Consider the following 23194-nt stretch of genomic DNA (forward strand, 5'->3'; position numbering starts at 1 on the left):
CATTTGCTCCCCGTTTTCAAATCACTTTTTGCCGGCATCTTTTGTAGATGAATGACTGTCTTTCTGAGATGATGCCTCACCCTTACTCTTTTTCTGATCACCGCTCTCAGATTGGCTGGAATCCTGATCGCCGTTGCTGCTTTGCACACTATCCTCCTGAGTGCTGTTCGAATCTCCATCTGTATTCGTTGACGGCGCACTGCTACCATCAGAGGTATTTGCCGGTTGTGTTTTTTGCAGCTGACCGCTGTATTTCTTCAATTCCGAATCGATGCTTTGCAGCCGCTCCTGTTTCTGCTTGCCATTCATTGACAAGTCTTGCTGGATAGCCGCTTTTTCTTTAATAAGTGCATAAGCGATCAGCGTGCCATCATTAAGTGATCTTGCCGTATCTAACGCACCGGACGCTTGGCCCCGCCCTATTTGAATCCAGTATTGATAATCGAGCGCATTGCTTTGCAGGGTCAGATCCTTGAGAATGTTCGTACGCTGCTCGTCCGTCAGCGCCTCATTTTTCACATAGGAAACGGCCAGCTCATAGCAAACAACCTTTGGCATTTTCCCATAAGCAACCGAACTCAGTGTCGTCGCCACATCACTGTACTGATTTTCCAGAAAGAATTCATGACTCTGCTGAAACAGATTTTCCCGAGGCATCTGAATGATAAAGGCATAAATCGTAAGAATAATAAGAGGAATCAGGACCACGATGCTGCCGAACATGATGCCGTTTCGTACTCTGTTTTGATTTTTTGGAAGACGCACGCTCTGTTTCTCTGTTGCAATCTCCTTTTTGCGTTCCTTCTCCATAAGGGTTGAAAGCGAGTGGAAATCGGTACAGCGAAATAAATCTTTGACTAGCCGATTGGTTTTCACTGCGAAATCGAATTTGACATATGTATCAAAGCTGTTTGACGGATCAAATAAAACAGCAAGAACTGCCTTGACCTGCTGCAGCGCATCTCCATCTTCATAACTGATTGGCGGCAGACTGTCCTTCACCCCATAATGAAGCATTGCAGGCTGAAAACCCGAGGTGAAAAAAAGATTCTCCGGAAAACATACAGGAATTAAACGTGAGGGTCTGCGCGTTTCAAAAAAATGAATAAGATTGCTGGCAAAAATTAATTTTTCTGCCATGACTTCTGAAGACAACTCTGAAAAGTTTCTTAATCCGCTCAGATCGCCTGACCGGATCACAATTTCATCCTCAGTTGTCTCTACAGTTCTGCTGATCCCATCATGAATGCTTTGTAAAACACCTAACTCATCCCCATGCCGCAACGGAATTTTTGCCCGTTGAAAGGTGAGAATGTACTGGCCATCACGGAATTCTGTGTCGGCCTCAAATTTGGATTGAAAAAAACTGTTTGATCGTGCCATATTTTTCTCCTTCACAATACAATCAGTTTGTCGCCATCGGAGATTTTCTTCTCACCAAGCACATCAAAACCGCGGATCGTTTGCCGTTTATTGGCAACTCTTATCCAGCATCCGTCTCTCGGCGGCGTTTGAATACCGGCAATCGTCCATACGGTCCGAATAAGCTGCTTCACCGGTTGGCGGTCTGAAATCCTCAGATCAAGCGACTCTCGCTTATAGTGCATTAGATCTACTGTTACATTGATGTACATTTGATTTCACCACGTTTATTAGTAAACTTGGCTTCGCCAAACCTTGGGCGAAGGCGAACCGCCATCGCGACGGTCTTAGATACTTATCGTATAAAAAGCCGAAACTCAGTTACGAGCTCCGGCATGATTTGACTTACGAATTGATTTGTCCGGCTATTTGCTGATCGGTATCCTCAAGAATTGTTGCGCTCTTCGCTAATTGATGATTCACGTCCTCCAACAGCTGCTGCATCTGCTGAAAGGACGGGCGAAGTCGTTCATATTGATCCCTAAAGGCCCGGCTTGACGCGCCTTCCCAAACCTGAGCAAGCTGATTAATCATTCCATCCAGTCTCCCGATGAGTTCACCGGTATTGGATGATTCTTGTCCGTATTTTGCTGCATAACTGCACAATTCTTCCGGTGTCAATCTGATTTGTCCAGCCATTAAAATGACCTCCTCATTTTTTGCATACCCTACATGCATATGCCGGAATATTCACAAGGCATGGCTGCTTCGACATCATAGACAGGAAGATCTCTATGTCAAGTACGAGAAACATAGAGAGAATTCACTATGCCGAAGCTCTGCATTTATGTGATCCGCCAAAAGCGGGTTCTCCGCTCTATTTAATTAAAAATGACTATATTGGCTACTAAGAAAAAATGTTGAATCATCTGAAGTTGAAGTTGCTTTTCGGAGTAATTAGCCGCAGTTATTTTGTTACAAAAAATACAAATTCATTTCTTGAATCTATTATACAAAAAGGAATAAATTATGAACACGGACCATCTTCCTGAATAATTCTTAATTATTTTGCATTTCAAAGATTTATCGACAACTTATGATAAAATCTACCGGGTCTTTATTACTATCAGTTTTTATGATCGTTCTGACACTGTCTGATCGAAGCAAGTCTAGCATACTGGCAATTTGATAACTGATTAATATGTGCTATCAAGTATTTCTATCAAAATAGAACATGATTTTTGTTAATTTCTCATAGATAATGTTCAATCCACTGCTTCCATTCCTCTTTAGAATTTACACAAATGGAGCACAGACAGTTTTTACTCATTTTCGTAAAAAAGAGATTTAATGGCGTTCGTTCATGAACCACGTATTGGAGTGAAAATGAAACGGTATATATAGGTATATCAAAAATATTGCAAATTTTTTGTTGACCTAACCATCCTCCAGTGTTAAGATAACAACAATTTAAGCAAGATGTGCATTAATTGAGAAAATACGAAAGAGACTGCCATCGAATGTTCCGTGCCGTTTTCATAGTTGAGGAACAGAAACTGCGTTTAAATTATTATTTTCTTTTCTTAATTGCTTCGTTGTATTCTGTTTGCAGAATTTTACAAGTGGAATTTTGAGCTTTCCCGATGAGGCGACACAGAAATCATACATAGTGCAAAGAGGTGATCGGCAATCCTGAGCAGGAGACTAGGCATGTTGTCTTTTGTTTATTCCTGATGCCTGATAGCAAAGACTCTTTCGCGTAGCATTCCAATCTGAAACCCAAGACAATGTGCTGTGAAATTTTTTTAATGTGGATGGCAGCGTTAATAACAAAATTATTTTTTTTGGATTCAATTCATTGTTTTCCTATATGTTTAATTAATTATAAATTCATTGTACAAAGGACCTAAAACATGACAGTTTTTTCTAATTTCGGGGGGTTCCACCTATGAAAATCAAGAAACGCAGTTGGTGCTTTATTACATTGGTTGTGATGGTATCACTGATTCTGACGGCATGCGGCTCAAGCAAAACATCAAGTGCCGGTTCATCGACAAAAAAGGACATTAGGCTATTGAATGTGTCTTATGACCCGACAAGAGAGCTCTATAAAAGTTATAACCAGCTTTTTGCAAGTTATTGGAAAAAGAAAACCGGGCAGAACGTGACCATTCAGCAGTCCCATGGCGGATCGGGTGCTCAGGCACGGGCGGTTATTGATGGTCTGAACGCTGATGTGGTGACTCTGGCACTGGCGGGGGACGTCAATTCCATTGTGAATGGAACACAGAAGATCGCGCCGAACTGGCAAGACAGACTTCCAGATCACTCCGCTCCTTATACATCGACTATCGTCTTTCTAGTAAGGAAAGGGAATCCGAAGCATATCAAAGATTGGGATGATCTGACAAAAAAAGGGGTCGGCATCGTCACACCAAATCCAAAAACATCCGGTGGCGCAAGGTGGAATTTTCTGGCGGCCTGGGCGTATGCGGATAAGAAATACAATGGCGATCAGACAAAGGACAAACAATTCTTGAAAGCTCTGTACAAAAATGTCAAAGTACTTGATTCCGGTGCACGCGGTGCAACAACTTCCTTCACAACTCGTGGTGTCGGTGATGTACTGATCGCCTGGGAAAACGAAGCACTCCTCAGTCTGAATGCTGCCGGTGGAAAAGACAAATATGACATCGTTAATCCTTCAATCAGTATTCTGACCGAACCAACCGTTTCCGTTGTCGATAAAAACGCTCAGAAAAATGGAACGAAAAAAGCAGCGACAGCTTACCTTAAGTACCTGTATACGAAGTCCGCACAAAAAATTATTGCAAAAAATTACTACCGGCCGCGCAATCAAAGCGTTCTGAAAAACTATCGCAATCTATATCCGAATATTCCATTGGTAAAAATTGATGACCCACTGTTTGGAGGCTGGAATAAAGCACAAAAAAAGTTCTTTGATGATGGTGGTATCTTCGATCAAATCTATACTGAAAAACAGTAATGTAAAACGACTGATCATGGGAATCGGAAGGAGCGCAGGCTATGCCTCAACTTCAATTGAAAAAGAAAACTAAAAAGAAAAAAAAACAGATTATCCCGGGGTTCGGGCTGTCGCTGGGCTTTTCCCTGTCTTATCTCTCTTTGTTGGTGCTCATTCCTTTATCTACGATCTTTATTTACACATCGCAGTTAGGCTGGGGCGGATTTTTCCATCAAATCAGTCAGCCCATTGTCATTGCTGCCTATCGGCTGAGTTTTACAACTGCTTTGATTGCGTCGCTAATCAATCTTGTTTTTGGTGTCCTGACAGCCTGGGTGTTGGTTCGTTACTCATTTCCGGGACGCAAACTGATCGACGGCCTTTTAGATCTGCCCTTTGCCTTGCCAACATCTGTAGCGGGCATAACTTTGGCGACACTTTACTCAACAAACGGATGGGTCGGCAGGTTACTGCCTTTTAAAGTGTCTTACACACAGATTGGAATCATTGTCGCTCTGGTTCTGATTGGAATGCCTTTTGTCGTGCGCATTGTCGAACCTGTCCTTCAGAACATGGACAAGGAGAACGAAGAAGCTTCGGCCATCTTAGGTGCGAACCGGTTTCAAACATTGGTCCACGTTGTTTTTCCCAAGATTCGTCCTGCTGCCTTTTCCGGATTCGCACTTGCATTTTCCCGGGCACTTGGAGAATACGGATCAGTTGTTTTTATTGCCGGAAATATGCCTTTCAAAACAGAGATCGCCCCTCTTGTAATCATGCAGAAACTGGAAGGATTTGATTATGATGGAGCAACATCTGTGGCATTGGTCTTGTTGGTCGCTTCTTTTCTCATCTTGTTTCTGATTAATTTTTCACAATGGCTGGTCAAGCGAAGATATGTAAATTGAAAGGGGGAAAACCGGCATGGCAGAACTGTCTTTATCTCGCGAGTCAGGAAGCTCTGTGCGGGCTAGGACAAATGATGAAACCACATTGACAGAACCGAAATGGATCAGGATACTGCTGACTTTGATCACTGTCGCTTTCATTTCTCTTTTCCTGATCCTTCCGCTCATCTATATTTTCTCGGCGGCATTGGCGGACGGCATTGGCATTTACTGGTCTTCGATCACTAATCCTGACGCACTCTCATCCATTTATCTGACGCTTACCGTGCTGCTCATTGTCGTACCAATTAACACCGTATCTGGGATTATGCTAGCCTAGACAACGACAAAATACCGATTTAAAGGCAAAAGTCTGCTCATAACATTGGCCGATCTGCCCTTCTCTATTTCACCTGTTATCGGCGGCCTGATCTTCGTTTTATTGTTCGGGGATCACGGATTTCTAGGAAAATGGCTGATCGGACACAATATTCAGCTGGTATTCAATACAGCAGGTATTGTGATCGCCACACTGTTCGTCACCTATCCTTTTGTGGCGCGTGAATTGATTCCGTTAATGGAAACCCAGGGCAGCCATGAAGAAGAAGCGTCGCTTATTTTAGGGGCGAGTACACTTCGCACCTTCTTTAAAATTACATTACCGAATATAAAATGGGGACTGCTTTATGGAGTAATTCTCTGCAGCGCCCGATCAATCGGTGATTTTGGCGCCGTTTCTGTCGTGTCCGGGCACATCGTCGGGCAGACAAATACGATGCCCCTTCAGGTTGAAGCTTTTTACAATGGCTATCAGATGGAAGCCGCATTCGCGCTGTCATCACTGATGTCCATTGTTGCAATTATCTCACTGGTTTTAAAGAACTATTTTGACTGGAAGAACTCTCGTTCTGTGTAAACCTACGAATAAGGATGATTACTATGAGCATTGAACTAAAGAACATTTCCAAATCATATGGTCCGTATCAAGTTCTAAAAAATATTAATCTGACAATTCAATCAGGTGAGCTCGTTACGCTATTGGGGCCTTCGGGATCTGGAAAAACTTCACTGCTTCGAATTCTCGCTGGGCTGGAATTTGCTGATGAAGGTACTCTTTTAATTCATGGCAAGGATTTAACCGATGCACCGATAAAAAAACGAAAAGCGGGATTTGTCTTCCAGCATTATGCTCTATTCAATACAATGACCATTCGGGAAAACATTGCCTATGGACTGAGGGTCAGACCCAGAAAATTCCGACCTTCAAAAAAAACAATTCAAGATCGGGTAAATCAGCTGCTTCATCTCATCAGGCTTGAGCCATACAGTAACCGGTATCCTTCCCAACTATCCGGGGGACAGCGTCAACGTGTCGCTCTTGCACGAGCGCTTGCCATCGAGCCTCACATCTTATTACTCGATGAACCCTTCGGCGCACTTGACGCAAAGGTTCGGAAGGAACTGCGGCAATGGCTGAGGCAACTCCATCAGCAGGTTAAAATGACCAGTTTGCTCGTAACTCACGATCAGGAGGAAGCATTTGAAGTATCCGACCGTGTCGTTATCATCAATAAAGGAAAAGTCGAGCAGATTGGCACACCTACTGAAGTCTATGAAAATCCGGCAAATGCTTTTGTCTATGATTTTATCGGCAATGTGAATCAGGTACGTGGAAAGATCAACGACGGACTGTTCGTCAACGGTAACTTCAGAATACCCGTCGACACTCTCGATCGTTCTGATGGGATCGCGTATATCCGGCCGGATCAATTTACAATCAAAGCAGCCAATAATGGGCCGTCTGATTGTACATTGTCAGCTACGGTCACCCATATCCATCCAGTCGGATCTGTCATTAAGCTTGAATTAGAAAGGCAGGATGAAACTCAGAGCATCGAGGTAGAAGTGACAAAACGAGAGTTCGATGAACTTTCATTGACCAAAAATCAGCATGTCTTTTTGGAACCCAGACAGGTTAAAGTATTTGCCGCTGATTAATCAGAAATCCTGTATTTTGAAAAATTCAAACGACCAGAATTTATTATTTTGATCACCTATTGTGTTTGCAGCACCAAAACAAAGAATACAGGCGGGAGGCACTACGCATTGACACAGAATCTTCTGAGCTATGATCATTGGTCCGAAAAACTGCTGCCTGAATTTCCGTCCGATCAACCCTACAAGGAAACTGCACAGGTACTGCAGTGGACCTTTGAGACATTCGGCGGTCGGGTTGCCTATTCTTGCAGCTTCGGTGTTGAAGGAATCGTTCTGATTGATCTGATTAGTAAAATTAAGCGTAACGCAACAATCATTTTTTTGGACACGAATTTTCATTTCAACGAAACGTATGAACTCGTCGATCGCATTGAGGAACGTTACCCGCAACTGAATATTATTCGACAGAAACCGGATCTGACACCTGAAGAACAGGCCGCGAAATATGGGGAGGACTTATGGACACGCCGTCCTGATCTTTGCTGCCAGTTTAGAAAAGTAGATCCTCTGGCAGAGCGATTGAAGGATTATGATGCTTGGATTTCCGGTCTGCGGCATGAGCAGTCACCGACAAGAAGAAACGTCCGGTTTATTAATAAGGACGAAAAGTTCAATTCAATCAAGATTTGTCCGTTGATCCACTGGACATGGCAAGATGTTTGGGACTATGTCAGAATTCATCAATTACCCTACAACCCACTTCACGATCAGAATTATCCAAGCATTGGCTGTGCCTGCTGCACCTCCCCGATCAGACCCGGTGAAGATCAGCGTGCAGGACGATGGAGCGCGTTCGATAAAACGGAGTGCGGTCTCCATCTGAAAAACAGGATTAATGATGCCTGACTCATATCTACTTAAAGGAGGAAATTAATATGGCTGGTTTACCTCATGGCGGAATACTGATTAACCGCCAGGACTTTGATAAAGATGTTGGTGACATTCCGTGCTCGATTCCCATCGACCGTGTTTCATTAAGCGATCTAGAGTTAATCGCTAATGGTACCTATAGTCCACTAACCGGTTTTATTGATGAAGAAAATTATCATTCTGTTGTTGAACATATGCGTCTTGCAAACGGACTCGCTTGGACAATTCCAATCACACTTCCGGTGAAGGAAGCCGTCGCCAACCGTGTATCTGCGGGCGACCTCGTGAAATTAGCCTACCACGGCACAGTCTTTGGCACACTGAAGATAACCGGCAAGTTCCGTCCTAATAAAAAATGGGAGGCGGAACACGTCTATTTGACAACTGATTTGGAGCACCCAGGTGTTAAAAGACTTTTTGACCGTGGCGATATCTACTTGTCCGGTCCGGTGGAATTGATCCGGCGTTCGGAGCGACCGGAAGAATATTCCGGTGATTTTCTTGATCCCGCGCAGACGAGACAGCTATTCGATCAAAAGGAATGGCGGACCATTGTCGGTTTCCAGACACGGAACCCGATCCACCGTGCTCATGAATACATTCAGAAAACAGCCCTTGAAACGACCGACGGACTTTTTATCAATCCACTTGTAGGTGAAACAAAGAAGGACGATATTCCGGGAGACATTCGAATGCGCAGTTATCATGTGCTCATTGACAATTACTATGTCAAAGATAGGACGGCATTTGCCGTCTTCCCTGCCGCCATGCGCTACGCTGGGCCAAGAGAAGCTGTATTTCACGCGATTTGCCGGAAAAATTTTGGCTGCACGCATTTTATCGTCGGACGCGATCACGCCGGCGTCAAAAATTACTATGGAACCTATGATGCGCAGAAAATTTTTTCGACGTTTACGCGTGATGAGCTGGATATTCAGATTCTGTTTTTTGAGAACAGCTATTATTGTCAAAGGTGCGGCGGAATGGCTTCCAATAAGACTTGCCCGCATTCCGCATCCTTTCATGTCGCTTTATCCGGCACAAAAGTTCGTGAAATGTTGCGAACCGGGGTTCGCCCACCTGAAACCTTCAGCAGACCTGAGGTCGTCAATACATTGATTGAAGGATTGAGTGAAAAGAAGAGAAATTCCGAAACGATTCAGCATTAGGAGGCAACGAACATGATAGAAAAAACAAATGTTGTCTGGCATCAGACAACAATTACAAAGCAAGATAGGGAAAAACAGAGCGGTCAAAAAGGTGTGGTCATTTGGTTCACCGGGCTTTCCGGCTCTGGAAAATCAACACTGGCCAATCGATTGGAGGCTGCCCTTTTTGCCGGCGGTCATCGAACTTATCTGCTTGACGGTGACAATATACGCAGCGGGCTGAATCGTGATCTAGGATTCTCAGATATTGATCGTCGGGAGAACATTCGCCGTATCAGTGAGGTGGCAAAATTGTTTGTCGACAGCAATACCATTGTACTGACCGCTTTCATCTCTCCTTTTCGGGAAGATCGCATCGCAGCCAGGCAAAAGGTTGAGGCCGGAGAGTTTATTGAAGTCTATGTCAAATGCGATCTAAGTATTTGTGAATCTCGAGATCCAAAAGGACTATATAAAAAAGCTCGTTCAGGGGTCATTCCGTCATTCACCGGTATTGATTCCCCTTATGAGGCTCCGAATGCTCCGGAACTGATTGTTAACACCGAAAACCAAGATCCGGAGGCAAGTACCGAACAAATCATCCGCTTTCTTAAGGAAAAAAAGATTATTCATTGACAGTGGTCCGGGTTGTGGCTCGATTTTCTGGTGCACACATCTTTTGTGAAGACCGTCTCACTCAAGAAACAGAAGCGATTCCAAAAAGAAAATCAACTTGTACCGTGACTGCTCGCTTGAGCCATATCTTATTCCCAACATAAGGCAATAGAAAAAACGATAATTTTGTTTCTTTTGCGCTTCAATCTATCGACATTTTACGGATCATTGCCTTTTCGATGCTTACTCTCATCCCATAAAAATGGCACCAATCGCAAGAGCACCGGCGATCACAAAAGCAGGATGAATTCGGAAACGCTGCATCAGTACGAAGCTGGCCGCGGCGATCAGGATCAGCGGCAGCCAGCCTGACGACTGAAGAGAGGTCGCAAAGAAGTTGTAAGCCATCATACCTAGCATAACCACAATAATCGGACGGATCAATAGGGTCAGCCACTTGACTTTTGGAGAATCCTTGAATCGCTCGAGCAACTTTAGAAGCGCGATGAGCAGAATCAGCGACGGAGCGATGGTTGCAAACAGGGCGACAAGCGCACCGGGTATGCCGGCCACTTCATAGCCGATATAGCCGGCCATTTTTGTAGCGATTGGCCCGGGCAGTGCATTTCCAAAAGCTAAAATATTACTGAACTCTGACACCGTCATCCAGTGGTAGTGACCGACTACCTCGTTCTCAATAAGTGGAATGGATGCAGGTCCGCCACCGTAACCTAGAATTCCCGGAATAAAAAATGCTAGAAAAATTTTCCATAAAATCATTGGTGCTCACCTGCTTTTTTTGAAGGCTTAAGCAGGACGAGCAGTAACGTCAATGCAATCAAAATTGCCGGATGAACATGCAGGACTTCCATCAAGACAAAGCTCATCCCAACCAGAATCAAACTGATGATCCATCCCAAGCCCTTTTTGGCATTCTTCATAAAGCTCCAAGTAAGCTGTGCCATGAGCACGCCAACCACCGGTAATACAGCTTGTGTCATGCCGCGTACCCATCGCTGATCCTGAAATCGCGCAAGCACCCCGAGCAATGCGATCATCAGAACCACCGTTGGCAGGACTACCGCCGCAAGCGCGACGAGCAGCCCGGAAAGCCCTTTAATGCGCCAGCCGACATATCCTGCGAGCTTTGTGTTTATCGGTCCGGGCAACGCATTTGCCAGCGCAACCATATCACCGAATTCTTCTAAACTCATCCAGTGATATCTTTTGACTACCTCTGTTTCAATGAGCGGTATTCCTGATGGTCCGCCGCCGAAGCTGACGATTCCGGAGCGGAAAAATGCAACAAATAAATTCCAATGCAGTGCTAAAGAAGATTTTTGGATCGATCTCTTTTCGCCTTCCTGATTCATTCAAACAAACTCCCAACTTCATTCATTATGTACCCTTTGTTTTGCTTTATCACCACGCGGCAACCAGTCCATCTGCCCGTGATTCTGTCCCACCGGCCAATATCCCCGTGTTTAGATCACGCCAAATGATCTGCCCGCGACCGAAGCTCCCCGTATCCAATGCCGTGCGAATATCATGCCCACGGCGCGCCAATGCCTGCGCCAGAGCATTTGGAAAGTCCGGTTCGACCAGTACAGTCTTATTTTCAATCCACTGCCATCTCGGTGCATCAAGTGCCGCCTGAGGATGGAGGTGCTTATCAATCAACCGGCTGATCACCTGCAGATGGCCCTGCGGCTGCATATACCCGCCCATCACACCAAATGGGCCGATCGGTGTGCTGTTCTGTGTCAGAAAGCCGGGAATAATCGTGTGATACGTTTTCTTGCCGGGTGCGAGACCGTTCGCATCTTTTGGATTCAGAGAAAATGTATACCCGCGATTCTGCATTGAAATTCCCGTACCCGGAATGACAATGCCCGAACCAAAGCCCATAAAGTTGCTTTGAATAAAAGAAACCATGTTTCCTTCTCCGTCTGCTGCCGCAAGATACACGGTGCCGCCCTTAGGCAATCGGCCGGGCTTGGGGATCATTGCCGCCTGTCCTATTTGATTCGCACGCAGCGCAGCATACGATTCCGAAAGCAGCTGCTCCGCCTCATTGCTCATTTCACGCGGATCGGTGATATAGGCTTTGCCATCGGAAAAAGCGAGCTTGAGTGCCTCAATTTGCTTATGATAGGTACCAATTAGATCCTCATTACTTAAATCAAACTGTTTGAGAATATTTAGTCCAAGCAGCGCGACCAGTCCCTGACCATTCGGAGGAAGCTCCCATACGTCATATCCATGATAGTTAACTGAAAGCGGCTCGACCCACTGTGGACAGTAGCGTGAAAGATCGCTTTTGCGGATAAATCCTCCATGTGCGCTTGAAAAGCTGTCGATCTGATCGGCCAGCTCACCTTTATAGAAAGCTTCCGCATTGGAATCGGCAATCGCCTTTAAGCTTCGCGCATGGTCCGCAGATTTCCAAATGGCACCTGCTTTCGGTGCTTGTCCGTCAGGAGCGAAGGTGTCAAACCACGGCACAAACAGCGATCCTTGAACTTTTTTCTTATATTCATCAAAGGCAATCTGCCAATTTTTTGCAACAATCGGTGAAACGGGGAAGCCCTGCTCTGCGTAGTCAATCGCAGGCTGCAATGTTTCTTTTAAAGAAAGGCGTCCAAAACGTCTGGAACATTCCGCCCAAGCAGCAGGAGCACCGGGAACCATGACCGGTTCCAGACCATGTGCCGGTATCGCATCAAAACCACGTGCACGGATCGCGTCAATGGAAATGCTTGCCGGAGCAACTCCGCTGGCATTAAGCCCGTGAAGCCTGCCCTTTGTCCAGATCATCGCAAAGGCATCGCTGCCGATTCCGTTTGAGGTGGGCTCAACAACAGTCAGGCAAGCCGCAGTGGCAATGGCGGCATCAATCGCATTCCCGCCTTTTTTTATCATGTCGAGTCCTGCCTGTGCAGCCAAGGGCTGTGCGGTCGCCACCATTCCTCGTTTTGCAAATACTGAATTTCGTGGCTGAGAAAACGGTGAAAAGTGATAATCAAACATCATCGCTGCACCCCTTTATCTGCGTACTATTCTTTTATATATTACTCCAGCTTTGTAAATTTAGTATATGCTTCGTTTGTCGATTCTCTTATTTTATCAATCATTCAACTGATCCACTGGTTATTTTGCACAAAAAAACGACTCCGATCAGGAGCCGTCTTCGTACTTATTTCAGTTTTCCGAGTTCAATGAGCTTTTATCGATTGATGACCCTTTGCTTGAATCGCTTTTTGACTTTGTGTTCGATTTGCTTTGGTCCTTCGTCTTTCCACTCTCTTGTTTCGGTGTTTCCGTGCTGCCTTCATCTTTCACTTTCTCAGATGCTGAAGGATTGGTAGTCGTCATCTGCGCGCCGACCGACACTGCTTTCACGTCAGAAGCGCTCTTGTTCATGTAGTTTTCCGGACTGACCGGAATTCCATTTTTGCGAATTTCGAAATGCAGGTGAATGCCCATAGCTTTGTTCAATGCTTCTGTTCCTGCAGTACCGATTTTCTCGCCCTGTGCCACTTCCTGACCAACGGCAACGTCCACTGATCCAAGACTCTGATACATCGTTTCAACACCGTTCTTGTGCTTCAATGTAACCTTGTAGCCCAATGTGTCGTCCTTTGCTGCTTCCGTGACTTTCCCGCCCATCGCCGCAGTTACCGTAAACGATTTTTCATTATTCGCGCCAATGTTAATACCTGTATTTTGGACATACGAATTGTTATAGTTTACGAGAGCGGCTTGCTGTTCCTGTTCGGTTCCTTTAACGTCATAGAAAGGCTGGACTACTGTTGTGTCCTCTGCCTTCGCCGGCCATTCAAACACTTCATCACCGGCATTCTGTACATGAGGCGTCGGCTGATCTTGATTGAATACCGTGCGGTTCTCATCTTCACTCGCCTTATTTGCACCATTCATTTGAAAGAGCAGCACCCCGGTAAGGATAAGCGATGCGGCGCATAAATATAAAGCGGGATAGAACCAGCGCCGTTTTGCTAGTTTTCGCAGACCGGACAGCTCTTTTTCCTGCGACTTTTTCTGATCCTTGTTATCTGTCAAATTGTATCACCTCAGCAACATTCTGATCAGAATGCGGCTGATCTATACATATAAAAGACGAATTTATGTCCTTTTTCATTGAAAATTTATGAAATTAACAAAAAGAGCATCAATAAACTGCTATTTTCTAAGAATATCCTTATTGAAAATCTATAGAGCATAGGATTCCCGATCAATCCGTTTTCGAAAAAAGAAACCCTTTAAGCATAAATCACTTGACGTCTGTGATTTTTCGAAAAAATTTCAGACACCTGATTTCAAGTGCCTGAAAATGAAACTATTTTTTTGCGATCTGTTTTTGAGCCTTTGACTTAACGGTCATCTTGCTGATCTGTGTTCCTTGATAGAAATAGGTAAGAATTTGTTTGGCTGTTTTGCCTTCTCGAGCCATTCCTTCAGCTCCATACTGACTCATCCCGACGTCATGACCGTTGCCAATGGTCACCGCTTTGACTTGATTCCCGTTTTGCGTTAATTGAAAATCTGTTGAACTGAGCTTTAGTTTTTCTCGAACCTGTCTGCCAGTAAACGTTTTGCCGGCAATTTCAATGCGAGCGATATGGCCGGTATCCGTCTTGCTGATTACTTTTCCTAAAAAGCCTCGGTCAGCGCCCAGAGTAATTCCAAGTGCCTGCTCGACGGACTGAATCGTCATTTTTTTTTCATTTCTGTACTTTGGCGACAGCTTATCCCATGGACTTGCAACTGATTTTAAGTATGGGACATCATTTTCCCAATAATTATCGGCATCCTCTGTTTGCCCGTTACTCGTTGAAAAGAACATCGGTATGATCAGCTTTCCGTTGTACGTGATCACTTGATTCTGCGTTTGCGCAACTGCGGTTTTTACTTTTTTCAGTTTCCATTCATAGTCCTTTCCCCAAATCTGCTTCAGCTCCTGGGTACTATGATAGACTTGATTTTGTACCGTATCCGTAACGTGAGCATCCGGATTATCAATAATCCGCGCCATAATATAAGTGCGTGCCGCAATCGCCTGAGCTTTTAAGGCTTCGATACGAAATTTAGCCGGCATTTCCGATCCGACAACACCGATCAGGTAGTCATCCAGAGCTACTTGATCCGTCTGTTTTTTCTTGGACCGGTCAACAGAGACTTGAATCACATTTTGTTGCGCCGCTTTTTTGCTGCGATTGATGCTTTGATGCTGCTGTCCGCCCTCGGCCTTCTGTGTAAACGGAATAACAACTGCTGCGGGAATGATGATAATGACAAGCGCAAAGATAAAGAGGAGTACGGCGGCTTTCTTCATTAGACAATTGCCTCCAGGAGAATGAGATAATAAAGTTTATGTTTCTCCTTTTCAAGATAGAACAGGCTGTTCTTGCATAGTTCGTGTCAATCGGCATATAATTTTCTGAAGATTTTTATATGGATTTATATATCTGAAAATTTAAAAAGAATAATTTATTTACAAACAAAATAACTCGGCCAATTGACCGAGCTACAGGAAAAATTTTATCAATAATAATTAAGCAAATTTGGGATTGATGCTCAAAGCGCCGCGTAAATCATCAGCAGCGGCAACAGGCTGTTCTTCCTCACTGCTGCTCACGCGTTCTATATCGGCACCAAGTGCCCGCAATTTGCCTGCAAGATCCACGTAACCACGATCAATATGATGCAGCCGATTGACTTTGGTATAACCCTTGGCAACAAGCCCGGCGATAACAAGCGCCGCTCCGGCACGAAGATCTGTAGCGGCAACCTCGGCACCTTGCAGCTCACATGGACCACTGATCACTGCAGAACGTCCATCAATTTTGATCATCGCATTCATTCTGCGAAATTCTTCAACATGCATGAAGCGATTTTCAAACACTGTCTCCGTAATAACAGAGGTACCGTTTGCTCTGAGCAGCAATGCCATCATTTGCGCCTGAAGATCTGTGGGAAAGCCGGGATGCGGCATCGTCTTAACATCGACCGCTTGCAAGTGATCGGTTCCAATAACACGAACTCCTTCCGCCCCTTCTTCAACAATGACACCCATGTCACGCATCTTGGCAATTAAAGGGCGAAGATCTTCAATATCTGCGTCCTCAATCAACACATTACCTCCTGTAACGGCGGCAGCAATCATGTAGGTTCCTGCTTCAATCCGATCGGGAAGGATCGCGTGTTCCGCGCCGTGCAGCTTTTCAACACCTTCAATTGTGATTCTGCCTGTTCCGGCGCCTTTGATCTTTGCGCCCATCGCATTGAGATATTGAACTAGATTTACAATTTCCGGTTCACATGCAGCATTCTCAAGTACGGTCTCGCCTTCAGCTAGCGAGGCAGCCATGATTATGTTTTCCGTTGCACCAACGCTTGGAAAATCTAAATAAATAACTGTGCCCTTTAATTTTCCCTTGACACTTGCTTCAATGGATCCGTTTCCAATCGTGACTTGTGCACCCATTGCTTCGAAACCCTTAAGATGCTGATCAATAGGTCGAGAGCCGATCGCACATCCGCCGGGAAGCGCAATTTTCGCATGCCCGACTCGAGCCAGAAGCGGGCCCATGACTAAAAAAGACGCCCGCATTTTCCTAACATAATCAAATGGCGCTTCCGTAAATAAATCGGCCACCGCATTAACCATAATGGTTTTATTCTCATAATTTACCGATGTATTTAAATAACGCAAAACTTCATTGATTGTGTATACATCCGCCAATTCCGGTACATTATATATTTTGCTCGTACCTTCAGAGGCAAGCATTGATGCGGCAATAACAGGAAGAACAGCGTTCTTTGCACCTTCAATCTTCACAGAGCCCGAAAGCCGTTTCCCTCCATGAACGATAATTTTTTCCAAACTTTTCCCCTCCGCGTCCATTTATCTCTTCGCTCGATCCGGAACATTCTTCCGTGCCGCGTATTTTGCTAAATCAAACCATAGCGGGGAATACACCTGTTAGTATTCCACCGTAATGATCGGTGAGCCAAGGACAATAATGGTCCGGTCCCCATCATTTCTCAAGGCTGCCTGAATATTCATCTTTTTGTTCGCTGTATAAATGGCATTGTTCCATGTCTTAGTATATGCGGAAATTGATACAAAGGTTTTTTCTTGCAGTCGTTCAACAGGAGTGGCCGAAAAAAGCTTAAGATATCGCATTCCTTCGTCAATTAAGGCAAGTTTCATTTTAGCACTGTGATAAGCCTTTACACAAGTGTAGATGTGCTCTTGTCCGTTGAAAATTTGTTTCATTTCCGTACGCATATACTTTACGATTTGGGACCATTGAATCTGCTTAAAGCATTCGCCGTTTACACGATAAAGTATGACGGCCTGGAAATGTTTTCCATGTGGATAAGCCATATAACTGATGCTCATCCGTACATTCTCAGGCTGTATCTTCTTTGTACCTTCCCAGCCGATGGCGCCTTCATTCGGGCTTAACTGTTTCCACGTGTAGTCCTTGAATTTCTTTTCAAGCCGGGCAGCTTTGCTGTCAAAATACTTATGTGTAACCTCTGATGCTTGAATCTCACGCGCGTACACCGACCAGCTTGATACATGCGCTTGATTCTTTTCTAACGCATGGGCAAAAAGTCCGATTTGATTAAGTTCGTCAAATTGATGTGTCCCATGCTCTGCAGAAACCTGATTTTGATTAAATGCTGTAAACAATTGGAATGCCAAGAAAAAAAAGCAAATGAGATATAAAATCCGTTTCATTTCCGTCCGCCCCCCTCTTGTTTTCAGTATTACCTGAATCAAGAGGAAGGCATACGTGGAACTTTTCGTCAAAAACAGACCTCATCCGCGCAGTTCAAGATCACCCGTAAATTTGTGGAAGCATTAAAGACCAAACGACATAATCAAGAAAAAACTTCGCTACCGGATAGCTGATGGAAATAGCCAGTATGACATAAAAGACTCTTGCCTGCATGCTCTTCGGATGATGAAATGCCGCCTCTAATTTTAAGCTTTGCAAAGCCCACCAGGTGAGGGCTAAAAAAGAAAGATGAACGAAAATGCTGATCATTGCCTGAAAACCCGAATTAATGATCAATAAAAGCCACCGCCTGTTTTGTTTCTGATTACATTTAATGAACGGCCCGAGTCGTTCCATAGGTGTTTATGTATTGCTCTTTTTTCTTAAGCCCATTTCGTCTAGTATAAATAATTCGTAGAGGTTTAAGAAATACTGCGTCCATCCCCTTATTTGTAATAAAACGGTAATACATTTTTAATGTAATGATAATATTTAACTGCCTGTGATCATTTTATCGCGGATTATGAAAAATAACCACTTTTATCTTTATATTTTACAAAAAAAATTAAAGATGTCCCAAAAACTGGATGGTGTAAGCATAATTGATCGTTCTGAACCGTTTCTGGACCAAAAAAAATTTGGCACGAAGCCAAGTTTTGACCACCGCTCGCGACGGTCTCGGATCAATAAAAAAATTTTTTCATTGATCCTCGGTCATATTTTATTACGCAAAATCCCGTCAATTGGAATTTCCCCGCCCTTTTTCATTCCATTACTTTTATCTGTGAACAGTCCGATCACTGACGATATAAGGAGAATAAGTCCCGCAATCAGGAACACTCGATCGAATGCGCCGGCAATTTTGTCGTTCTTGATGTCCTTCACCTGTTTTAAAGTCCGCTGAAGGGCTTCTGCCTGTGCACCACGTGCAACGCCTACTCTCAGCTGCGTACCCCCTTGTTCAAGCTTGTTTCCTGCTGCACTAAGCTGTTGTCCCGCCTGAACGATATTCGCATTGTTTTTATCTTGGTGTGCTATCTGTTGCAGCTTTGCCGCAAACTGATTCGCATTCGTTACAGCCGGATCCGTGCCTGCTTCATATAAACGGAGCATTCCGGTCAGTTCAATGACCTGTTGATGGTGCTGTTCCTTCGCCGTGCCTTTAACAACTTGTTCATCGGAAATTGCTAGGTCAAGCTGTTTTTGATAAACCTTTGCTATCTGTTTAGCCATCGGATCATTTCGAATCATCGTAAAAAGTGTCTGATCCACACCATGGACATAATCATTCATGAATTTATTGTAGGCGTGCAGCTCTTTCTGCATGTCGCGCGTACCATCGTAGATGCCCGCCAGTTTTTGATCTGCCGGGCGTGGTGCGTCAGAAGAATGTGTAAGCGCATGGCGAAGATCGTCTTTCATTTTGTGCTCATAGCGCGCCTGCGCTTTAGTTCCCGAGTGTGCGGTGATTTGATCCAAATCACGGAGCGCAAGCTGCTTGACTGACGGGGTAACGGCTAATTGTTTGATCGTGTGCGTTATCTCTTGTTTGATTGCTACTTTTGCATGGGATATCTGGAGATCAAGTATACTCACAAGCAATGCAATGGCGACACAGGTGCCTATTTGTCTGGCCGCATTACTGACACCTGAACCAATCCCGCTTTTCTCCTCAGGCAGATGTTTAATCGCAGAAACCATCGACAGACACGAAAAACCGAAGCCGGCTCCAAATAAAATCATATACATAATCATCGTCAATCTTGACGTATCAACAGTCAGCGTAGACAACCACAACAGTGCGATTCCCATGATCACCAGTCCTAAAAAGGTAACCGGACGAAAGCCGAACCGCGCGGAAATGACATTGCCCAGCGGCATCGCAATGATGACAGTCAGTGACGTCATCATCACAATGAAAGAGGCCTGCAATGGATGATCACCTAATACATTCTGAAGAAAAAAGTTAAAGATTAATGATGTGGCAATAATCCCGAATCCTGAGAACAGGTAAACCACTGAAGAGGCGGTGAACGTCCATTCACGAAAAAGATGAAATTCGATCATTGGGGCAGTACTTTTCATTTCAACAACGATAAAGAGCATAAGACTGATAAACGCTCCAAGAAAAAGAATAGCAATTGTTCCAGAGCTCCAGCCATAGTCATTCCCCCTCAACAAACCAAACGTCAGTAAAAACAAGGCGACAGACAAGAGCAGCACGCCGGCAAAATCGACGCGTTTTGAGATCGTTGAGTCATACGATTCATTTGTAAAGAAAATGATTAGTCCGATTGCAATGATCGTGAACGGTATATTAATAAAAAACACACCTGCCAATTAAAAAAATGGAGCAGGACACCGCCAAGCGGCGGCCCACTCGCAGCAGCCAATCCGGTCACCGCACCTAAAGTACTCGTAATTATACCCATTTTCTTTTTTCCAAAAAGAGCAATACCCATGGGAACAGCGACAGGCATCAGAATTGCTCCGCCCAGTCCCTGAAAAAAGCGGAAAACAATCAGCATCAGTAATGACTGTGACAGTCCGCAAAGCGCAGAACTGCCGCCAAATAAAATTAATCCGATGATCATTACCTTCTTCCTGCCAAACTGATCGGCCAGTTTCGCAGCAGTGATTGTAAATACAGATAGAGCCAGCACATAAATCGTGCTGATCCAGCTTGTATCGTTTAAACTGGAGTGAAAATAATCAGTAATATCCGGTAAAGCAATATTTATGATCGTACTGTCTAAAATGCCCATGAACATCGCAATAGCCAGTGCAATAAACCCAAGAATAGATTTTTTCTTCATTATTTACCTCCAGTTAATTAAATATGAAATCACATTCATATTATACACTTGTTTTATCCTAAGTAAATAAAAATATGAAATATTATTCACATTGACAGTTATTTGTTTGATTATTATGATTGGAGTAAGGTACGACTTTGGAGGTATATGTATGGTACAAAAAAGAAGCACCCGTATCCCGCAGCAGAAAAGATCGATTGAGAAAAAGCAGCGGATTATGGATGCTGCTCGTCGCTCATTTAATCAAAATGGTTATTTTAGTACAACGACTGCGGATATTGCCAAGGAAGCCAATCTATCTGTCGGCAGCATTTACGCCTACTTTACCGACAAAAAGGATATTCTGCTCTCCTGCATGGAACAATTCAGCCATGAAATCTATGAGCATTTTAACGAAGAACTTGGTCGTATTCCCGAAGACTATGATATCGTCGAACTGACGCGAAAAATTATTCAAATTACCGTGCATCAGCATAAACAGCAAAGCTTGCTCTATCATAACGAAATCACAGCACTTCAATATCGTGACGCCGATGTCGCCAATTACTTTATCCAAATTCAACAAAAAATGGCCGATCTTTTCACGAAGTCAATTGAAGCTCACGGTTATGTTCTCACCCATCCTCATGAGCAGATTTTTATACTCTTTCGTATGTTGGAGGGGCTGCAGGATCAGCTGGCCTTTAATCAACGCCCTGATTTAAATCCGGATGTTCTAGTTGATGAAGCGGTACAGCTGATCCTCAGCACAGTGACACGTGTAAAGAAGGATACGCGGTCATCATGAGAGCAAGCACCGGCCCTGTTTTGCAGCTGATGGTTTAATCAGGTTCGCATTTGGCAGCTTCGTACTCCGTCTTCTTCTTGACCATAAGAAAGAGATGAAGAAATTAAATTTCACGCCAATCTTCTGCCACAAATGCTTCTCTAAGATAAATCAGGGGAGAATAAAAGTACGATTTATATTAGCGTTTTCATGATCCTGTGCTACGATTGGTTCGCCGTGTCTCTCTTTCCTTTGGTTTTCGATTTTTCGTTGTTCAATCGCGTCTCAATTTTCGGTTTGAATTTACTCGATCGGTTCAATCCCATCAAGTAAAAATAGGCACTCGTTCAGCGATTTCTAAACGAGCGCGTTGAATCGTAACAACTTAAGGGATCAGGTCATCTACATCATAAATACAGCCATTTTCCACTTGACCGTTGAGCATCAGGTTCACAAGTGCATGGGCCACTTCTCCTGGCTGTCTTAATTTATCTTCACTCTTAAATGACTTAAAGGTTTCGATTTCAGCGAATGCATCCGGAGACGATTGACGAATTGTACCCTGCATGTCGGTATTCATGATTCCCAGACTGAAAGCGGCCATACAATGTCGGCTATTGATCTGATTTTGCTCAAGGCCAGCCGCTTTTGTATGTAAATTGATTGCTGCCTTGGTTGCACCATAAATGCTCCATCCGTAAATCGGCCGTTCTGCCGCTCCGGAGGTAACATTCATAATTGATACATCCATGGCACGATGAGCCAATTGCTTTAACAACATATTATTAATAAGTAACGGTGCAAGTACATTCAAATGCACGGATTTTCTGATCGCTTGGTTATCAAGATGGCCCAATCGCTCGATCGGCTCGACTGTGCCCGCATTATTCACCACGTATACCTTCCCCGGTACCCGGCCAATGATTTCCGTGCAGACATCAATCATTGCCCGCTCTACAGCGGATTCATGCGTCAAATCAAGCGACAGATAATGAAACGACCTGCCATATTTTGCGTTTAATTTTCGCATTGCTTCATTGCGGCTCCGTGACAATCCGATCACGTCCAATCCATGCGAACAAAAAAGGTTCGCCGTCTCAAAACCAAGTCCCTTCGACGCACCGGTAACTACCGCTACATTTACCATTCATTCACCCCACATGTTAAACCGATCTACTCAATTTTCTCTTCTTCAAAATAAATACGGTTCACTCGACAGCTATCATAAGTGAGTGCAAATTCAAGCTTCAGTCCCCGTTTATGATCAACATAGCCAATCAGTTTTTCGTCTAATCCATCGTCAAAATAGGTATAATAATCGTTCCCATACTTTGAAAGGACTGTCTTCTCCGTGTCGCCGAGCCGGATACCTTTACTTGTCTTCAATTGATTGTTAAATTCATTTAAATACGCGCCACCAGAACCCGTTGTCCCTTCAACAATAAAGCGAACAATCGAGCCTTGATCATGTCCGGACGGAATCGAAGCCGTTTCCATTCTTTTTTTCCAATGATAATAGTCGTATAGTTCATTGTCTTCTTTTCCATGCGGATTGCCATAAAGACGCCGGAACGATGCATCGTTGATTGAATCATGGACGGTGTATCCGCCAATGGACTCACCGGAAAGATCCACCGAATGAGTTAACTTATCTGGTGCCCATGAGTGAATCAAATAGAGGGCAGGCAAAATGAAGAGGAGCAATATGAATACGGCTATAGCTGTCCAAATTAATGGTTTCATTCTACCATCCCCCTCATCCAATAAGTTTCGACTTTAATGCCTTGCGTTTCTTGACACAAATATCTTAGTCCCTAGCTAATCGGTCAAATCAGTACCTGACCGTCCGATACTTCCGCGGAACTGAGACCCGACAGGTTCCCGGTTATATACTTCTGATTATTGTTTTCGGTACGGAAAAGACCTCTCCCCATT

At 44.2% G+C, this 23194-nt stretch carries 20 protein-coding genes and 2 pseudogenes; 8 read left to right on the forward strand and 14 right to left on the reverse strand.

Features of this window, described 5'->3' with window-relative positions; translation table 11 throughout:
* Positions 1 to 21 precede the first annotated feature (21 nt).
* From essB to NIE88_RS18180, 3 genes are all read right to left on the reverse strand, one after another.
* Complete coding sequence (essB, locus tag NIE88_RS18170) at positions 22 to 1383, reverse strand: type VII secretion protein EssB (RefSeq protein WP_253064334.1); 1362 nt, start codon at positions 1381 to 1383, stop codon at positions 22 to 24.
* A gap of 11 nt (positions 1384 to 1394) precedes the next feature.
* Positions 1395 to 1634: an ESX secretion system protein YukD gene (yukD, locus tag NIE88_RS18175; RefSeq protein ID WP_253064336.1), complete on the reverse strand. Its 240-nt coding sequence runs from the start codon at positions 1632 to 1634 to the stop codon at positions 1395 to 1397.
* A gap of 133 nt (positions 1635 to 1767) precedes the next feature.
* The gene (locus tag NIE88_RS18180; protein WP_253064338.1) at positions 1768 to 2061 is read right to left on the reverse strand and encodes a WXG100 family type VII secretion target; all 294 of its coding nucleotides are present in this window, start codon (positions 2059 to 2061) and stop codon (positions 1768 to 1770) included.
* Positions 2062 to 3310: 1249 nt separating this feature from the next.
* Between NIE88_RS18180 and NIE88_RS18185 the strand changes: the two genes are divergently transcribed.
* From NIE88_RS18185 to cysC, 7 genes and pseudogenes are all read left to right on the forward strand, one after another.
* Positions 3311 to 4369, forward strand: coding sequence for a sulfate ABC transporter substrate-binding protein (locus NIE88_RS18185; RefSeq protein WP_253064339.1), 1059 nt, complete (start codon positions 3311 to 3313; stop codon positions 4367 to 4369).
* Between the two features lie 41 nt (positions 4370 to 4410).
* Entirely contained in the window at positions 4411 to 5256 is an 846-nt protein-coding gene (gene cysT / locus NIE88_RS18190) for a sulfate ABC transporter permease subunit CysT (protein WP_253064341.1), read from the forward strand.
* 16 nt (positions 5257 to 5272) lie between these two features.
* A pseudogene (gene cysW / locus NIE88_RS18195) lies at positions 5273 to 6151 on the forward strand (sulfate ABC transporter permease subunit CysW).
* Between the two features lie 23 nt (positions 6152 to 6174).
* Positions 6175 to 7233, forward strand: coding sequence for a sulfate/molybdate ABC transporter ATP-binding protein (locus NIE88_RS18200; RefSeq protein ID WP_253064343.1), 1059 nt, complete (start codon positions 6175 to 6177; stop codon positions 7231 to 7233).
* A 108-nt stretch (positions 7234 to 7341) separates the two neighbouring features.
* Positions 7342 to 8079 carry a phosphoadenylyl-sulfate reductase gene (locus tag NIE88_RS18205; RefSeq protein WP_373689459.1) on the forward strand — a complete coding sequence of 246 codons (738 nt, stop codon included), beginning with the start codon at positions 7342 to 7344 and terminating at the stop codon, positions 8077 to 8079.
* Between the two features lie 29 nt (positions 8080 to 8108).
* A complete protein-coding gene (sat, locus tag NIE88_RS18210) occupies positions 8109 to 9272 on the forward strand; it encodes a sulfate adenylyltransferase (protein WP_253064345.1) in 1164 nt (387 codons plus the stop codon).
* A gap of 12 nt (positions 9273 to 9284) precedes the next feature.
* Positions 9285 to 9887 carry an adenylyl-sulfate kinase gene (cysC, locus tag NIE88_RS18215; RefSeq protein ID WP_290446587.1) on the forward strand — a complete coding sequence of 201 codons (603 nt, stop codon included), beginning with the start codon at positions 9285 to 9287 and terminating at the stop codon, positions 9885 to 9887.
* Positions 9888 to 10115: 228 nt separating this feature from the next.
* On the opposite strand, the gene NIE88_RS18220 is transcribed toward cysC, so the two are convergent.
* From NIE88_RS18220 to NIE88_RS18260, 9 genes and pseudogenes are all read right to left on the reverse strand, one after another.
* Entirely contained in the window at positions 10116 to 10646 is a 531-nt protein-coding gene (locus NIE88_RS18220; protein WP_253064347.1) for a chromate transporter, read from the reverse strand.
* The gene (locus NIE88_RS18225) at positions 10643 to 11239 is read right to left on the reverse strand and encodes a chromate transporter (RefSeq protein ID WP_253064349.1); all 597 of its coding nucleotides are present in this window, start codon (positions 11237 to 11239) and stop codon (positions 10643 to 10645) included. Before NIE88_RS18225 ends, NIE88_RS18220 begins: the two co-directional genes overlap by 4 nt.
* Positions 11240 to 11288: 49 nt before the next feature.
* Positions 11289 to 12899, reverse strand: a complete 1611-nt coding sequence (locus NIE88_RS18230) for a gamma-glutamyltransferase family protein (protein WP_373689460.1) — start codon at positions 12897 to 12899, stop codon at positions 11289 to 11291.
* A 168-nt stretch (positions 12900 to 13067) separates the two neighbouring features.
* Positions 13068 to 13946 carry a M23 family metallopeptidase gene (locus NIE88_RS18235; protein ID WP_253064350.1) on the reverse strand — a complete coding sequence of 293 codons (879 nt, stop codon included), beginning with the start codon at positions 13944 to 13946 and terminating at the stop codon, positions 13068 to 13070.
* A gap of 277 nt (positions 13947 to 14223) precedes the next feature.
* A complete protein-coding gene (spoIID, locus tag NIE88_RS18240) occupies positions 14224 to 15219 on the reverse strand; it encodes a stage II sporulation protein D (RefSeq protein ID WP_253064352.1) in 996 nt (331 codons plus the stop codon).
* Positions 15220 to 15438: 219 nt separating this feature from the next.
* Complete coding sequence (gene murA / locus NIE88_RS18245; RefSeq protein ID WP_253064363.1) at positions 15439 to 16770, reverse strand: UDP-N-acetylglucosamine 1-carboxyvinyltransferase; 1332 nt, start codon at positions 16768 to 16770, stop codon at positions 15439 to 15441.
* Between the two features lie 99 nt (positions 16771 to 16869).
* Positions 16870 to 17637 carry a YwmB family TATA-box binding protein gene (locus NIE88_RS18250; RefSeq protein ID WP_253064364.1) on the reverse strand — a complete coding sequence of 256 codons (768 nt, stop codon included), beginning with the start codon at positions 17635 to 17637 and terminating at the stop codon, positions 16870 to 16872.
* A 100-nt stretch (positions 17638 to 17737) separates the two neighbouring features.
* Positions 17738 to 17974 (reverse strand): DUF1146 family protein, encoded by a 237-nt coding sequence (locus NIE88_RS18255; protein ID WP_253064365.1) that lies wholly within the window; start codon positions 17972 to 17974, stop codon positions 17738 to 17740.
* 417 nt (positions 17975 to 18391) lie between these two features.
* Positions 18392 to 20493, reverse strand: a pseudogene (locus NIE88_RS18260) (MFS transporter).
* Between the two features lie 151 nt (positions 20494 to 20644).
* On the opposite strand from NIE88_RS18260, the gene NIE88_RS18270 reads away from it, so the two are divergent.
* A complete protein-coding gene (locus NIE88_RS18270; protein WP_253064368.1) occupies positions 20645 to 21280 on the forward strand; it encodes a TetR/AcrR family transcriptional regulator in 636 nt (211 codons plus the stop codon).
* A 364-nt stretch (positions 21281 to 21644) separates the two neighbouring features.
* Here the strand turns inward: NIE88_RS18270 and NIE88_RS18275 are convergent, their stop codons facing one another.
* Positions 21645 to 22406 (reverse strand): SDR family NAD(P)-dependent oxidoreductase, encoded by a 762-nt coding sequence (locus NIE88_RS18275; protein WP_253064369.1) that lies wholly within the window; start codon positions 22404 to 22406, stop codon positions 21645 to 21647.
* Between the two features lie 26 nt (positions 22407 to 22432).
* On the reverse strand, positions 22433 to 23002 hold the full coding sequence (locus NIE88_RS18280; RefSeq protein WP_253064372.1) for a hypothetical protein: 570 nt from the start codon (positions 23000 to 23002) through the stop codon (positions 22433 to 22435).
* Positions 23003 to 23194 lie beyond the last annotated feature (192 nt).

Origin of the sequence: Sporolactobacillus shoreicorticis (assembly GCF_024125445.1) — a bacterium.
Taxonomy (GTDB): Bacteria; Bacillota; Bacilli; order Bacillales; family Sporolactobacillaceae; genus Sporolactobacillus; species Sporolactobacillus shoreicorticis.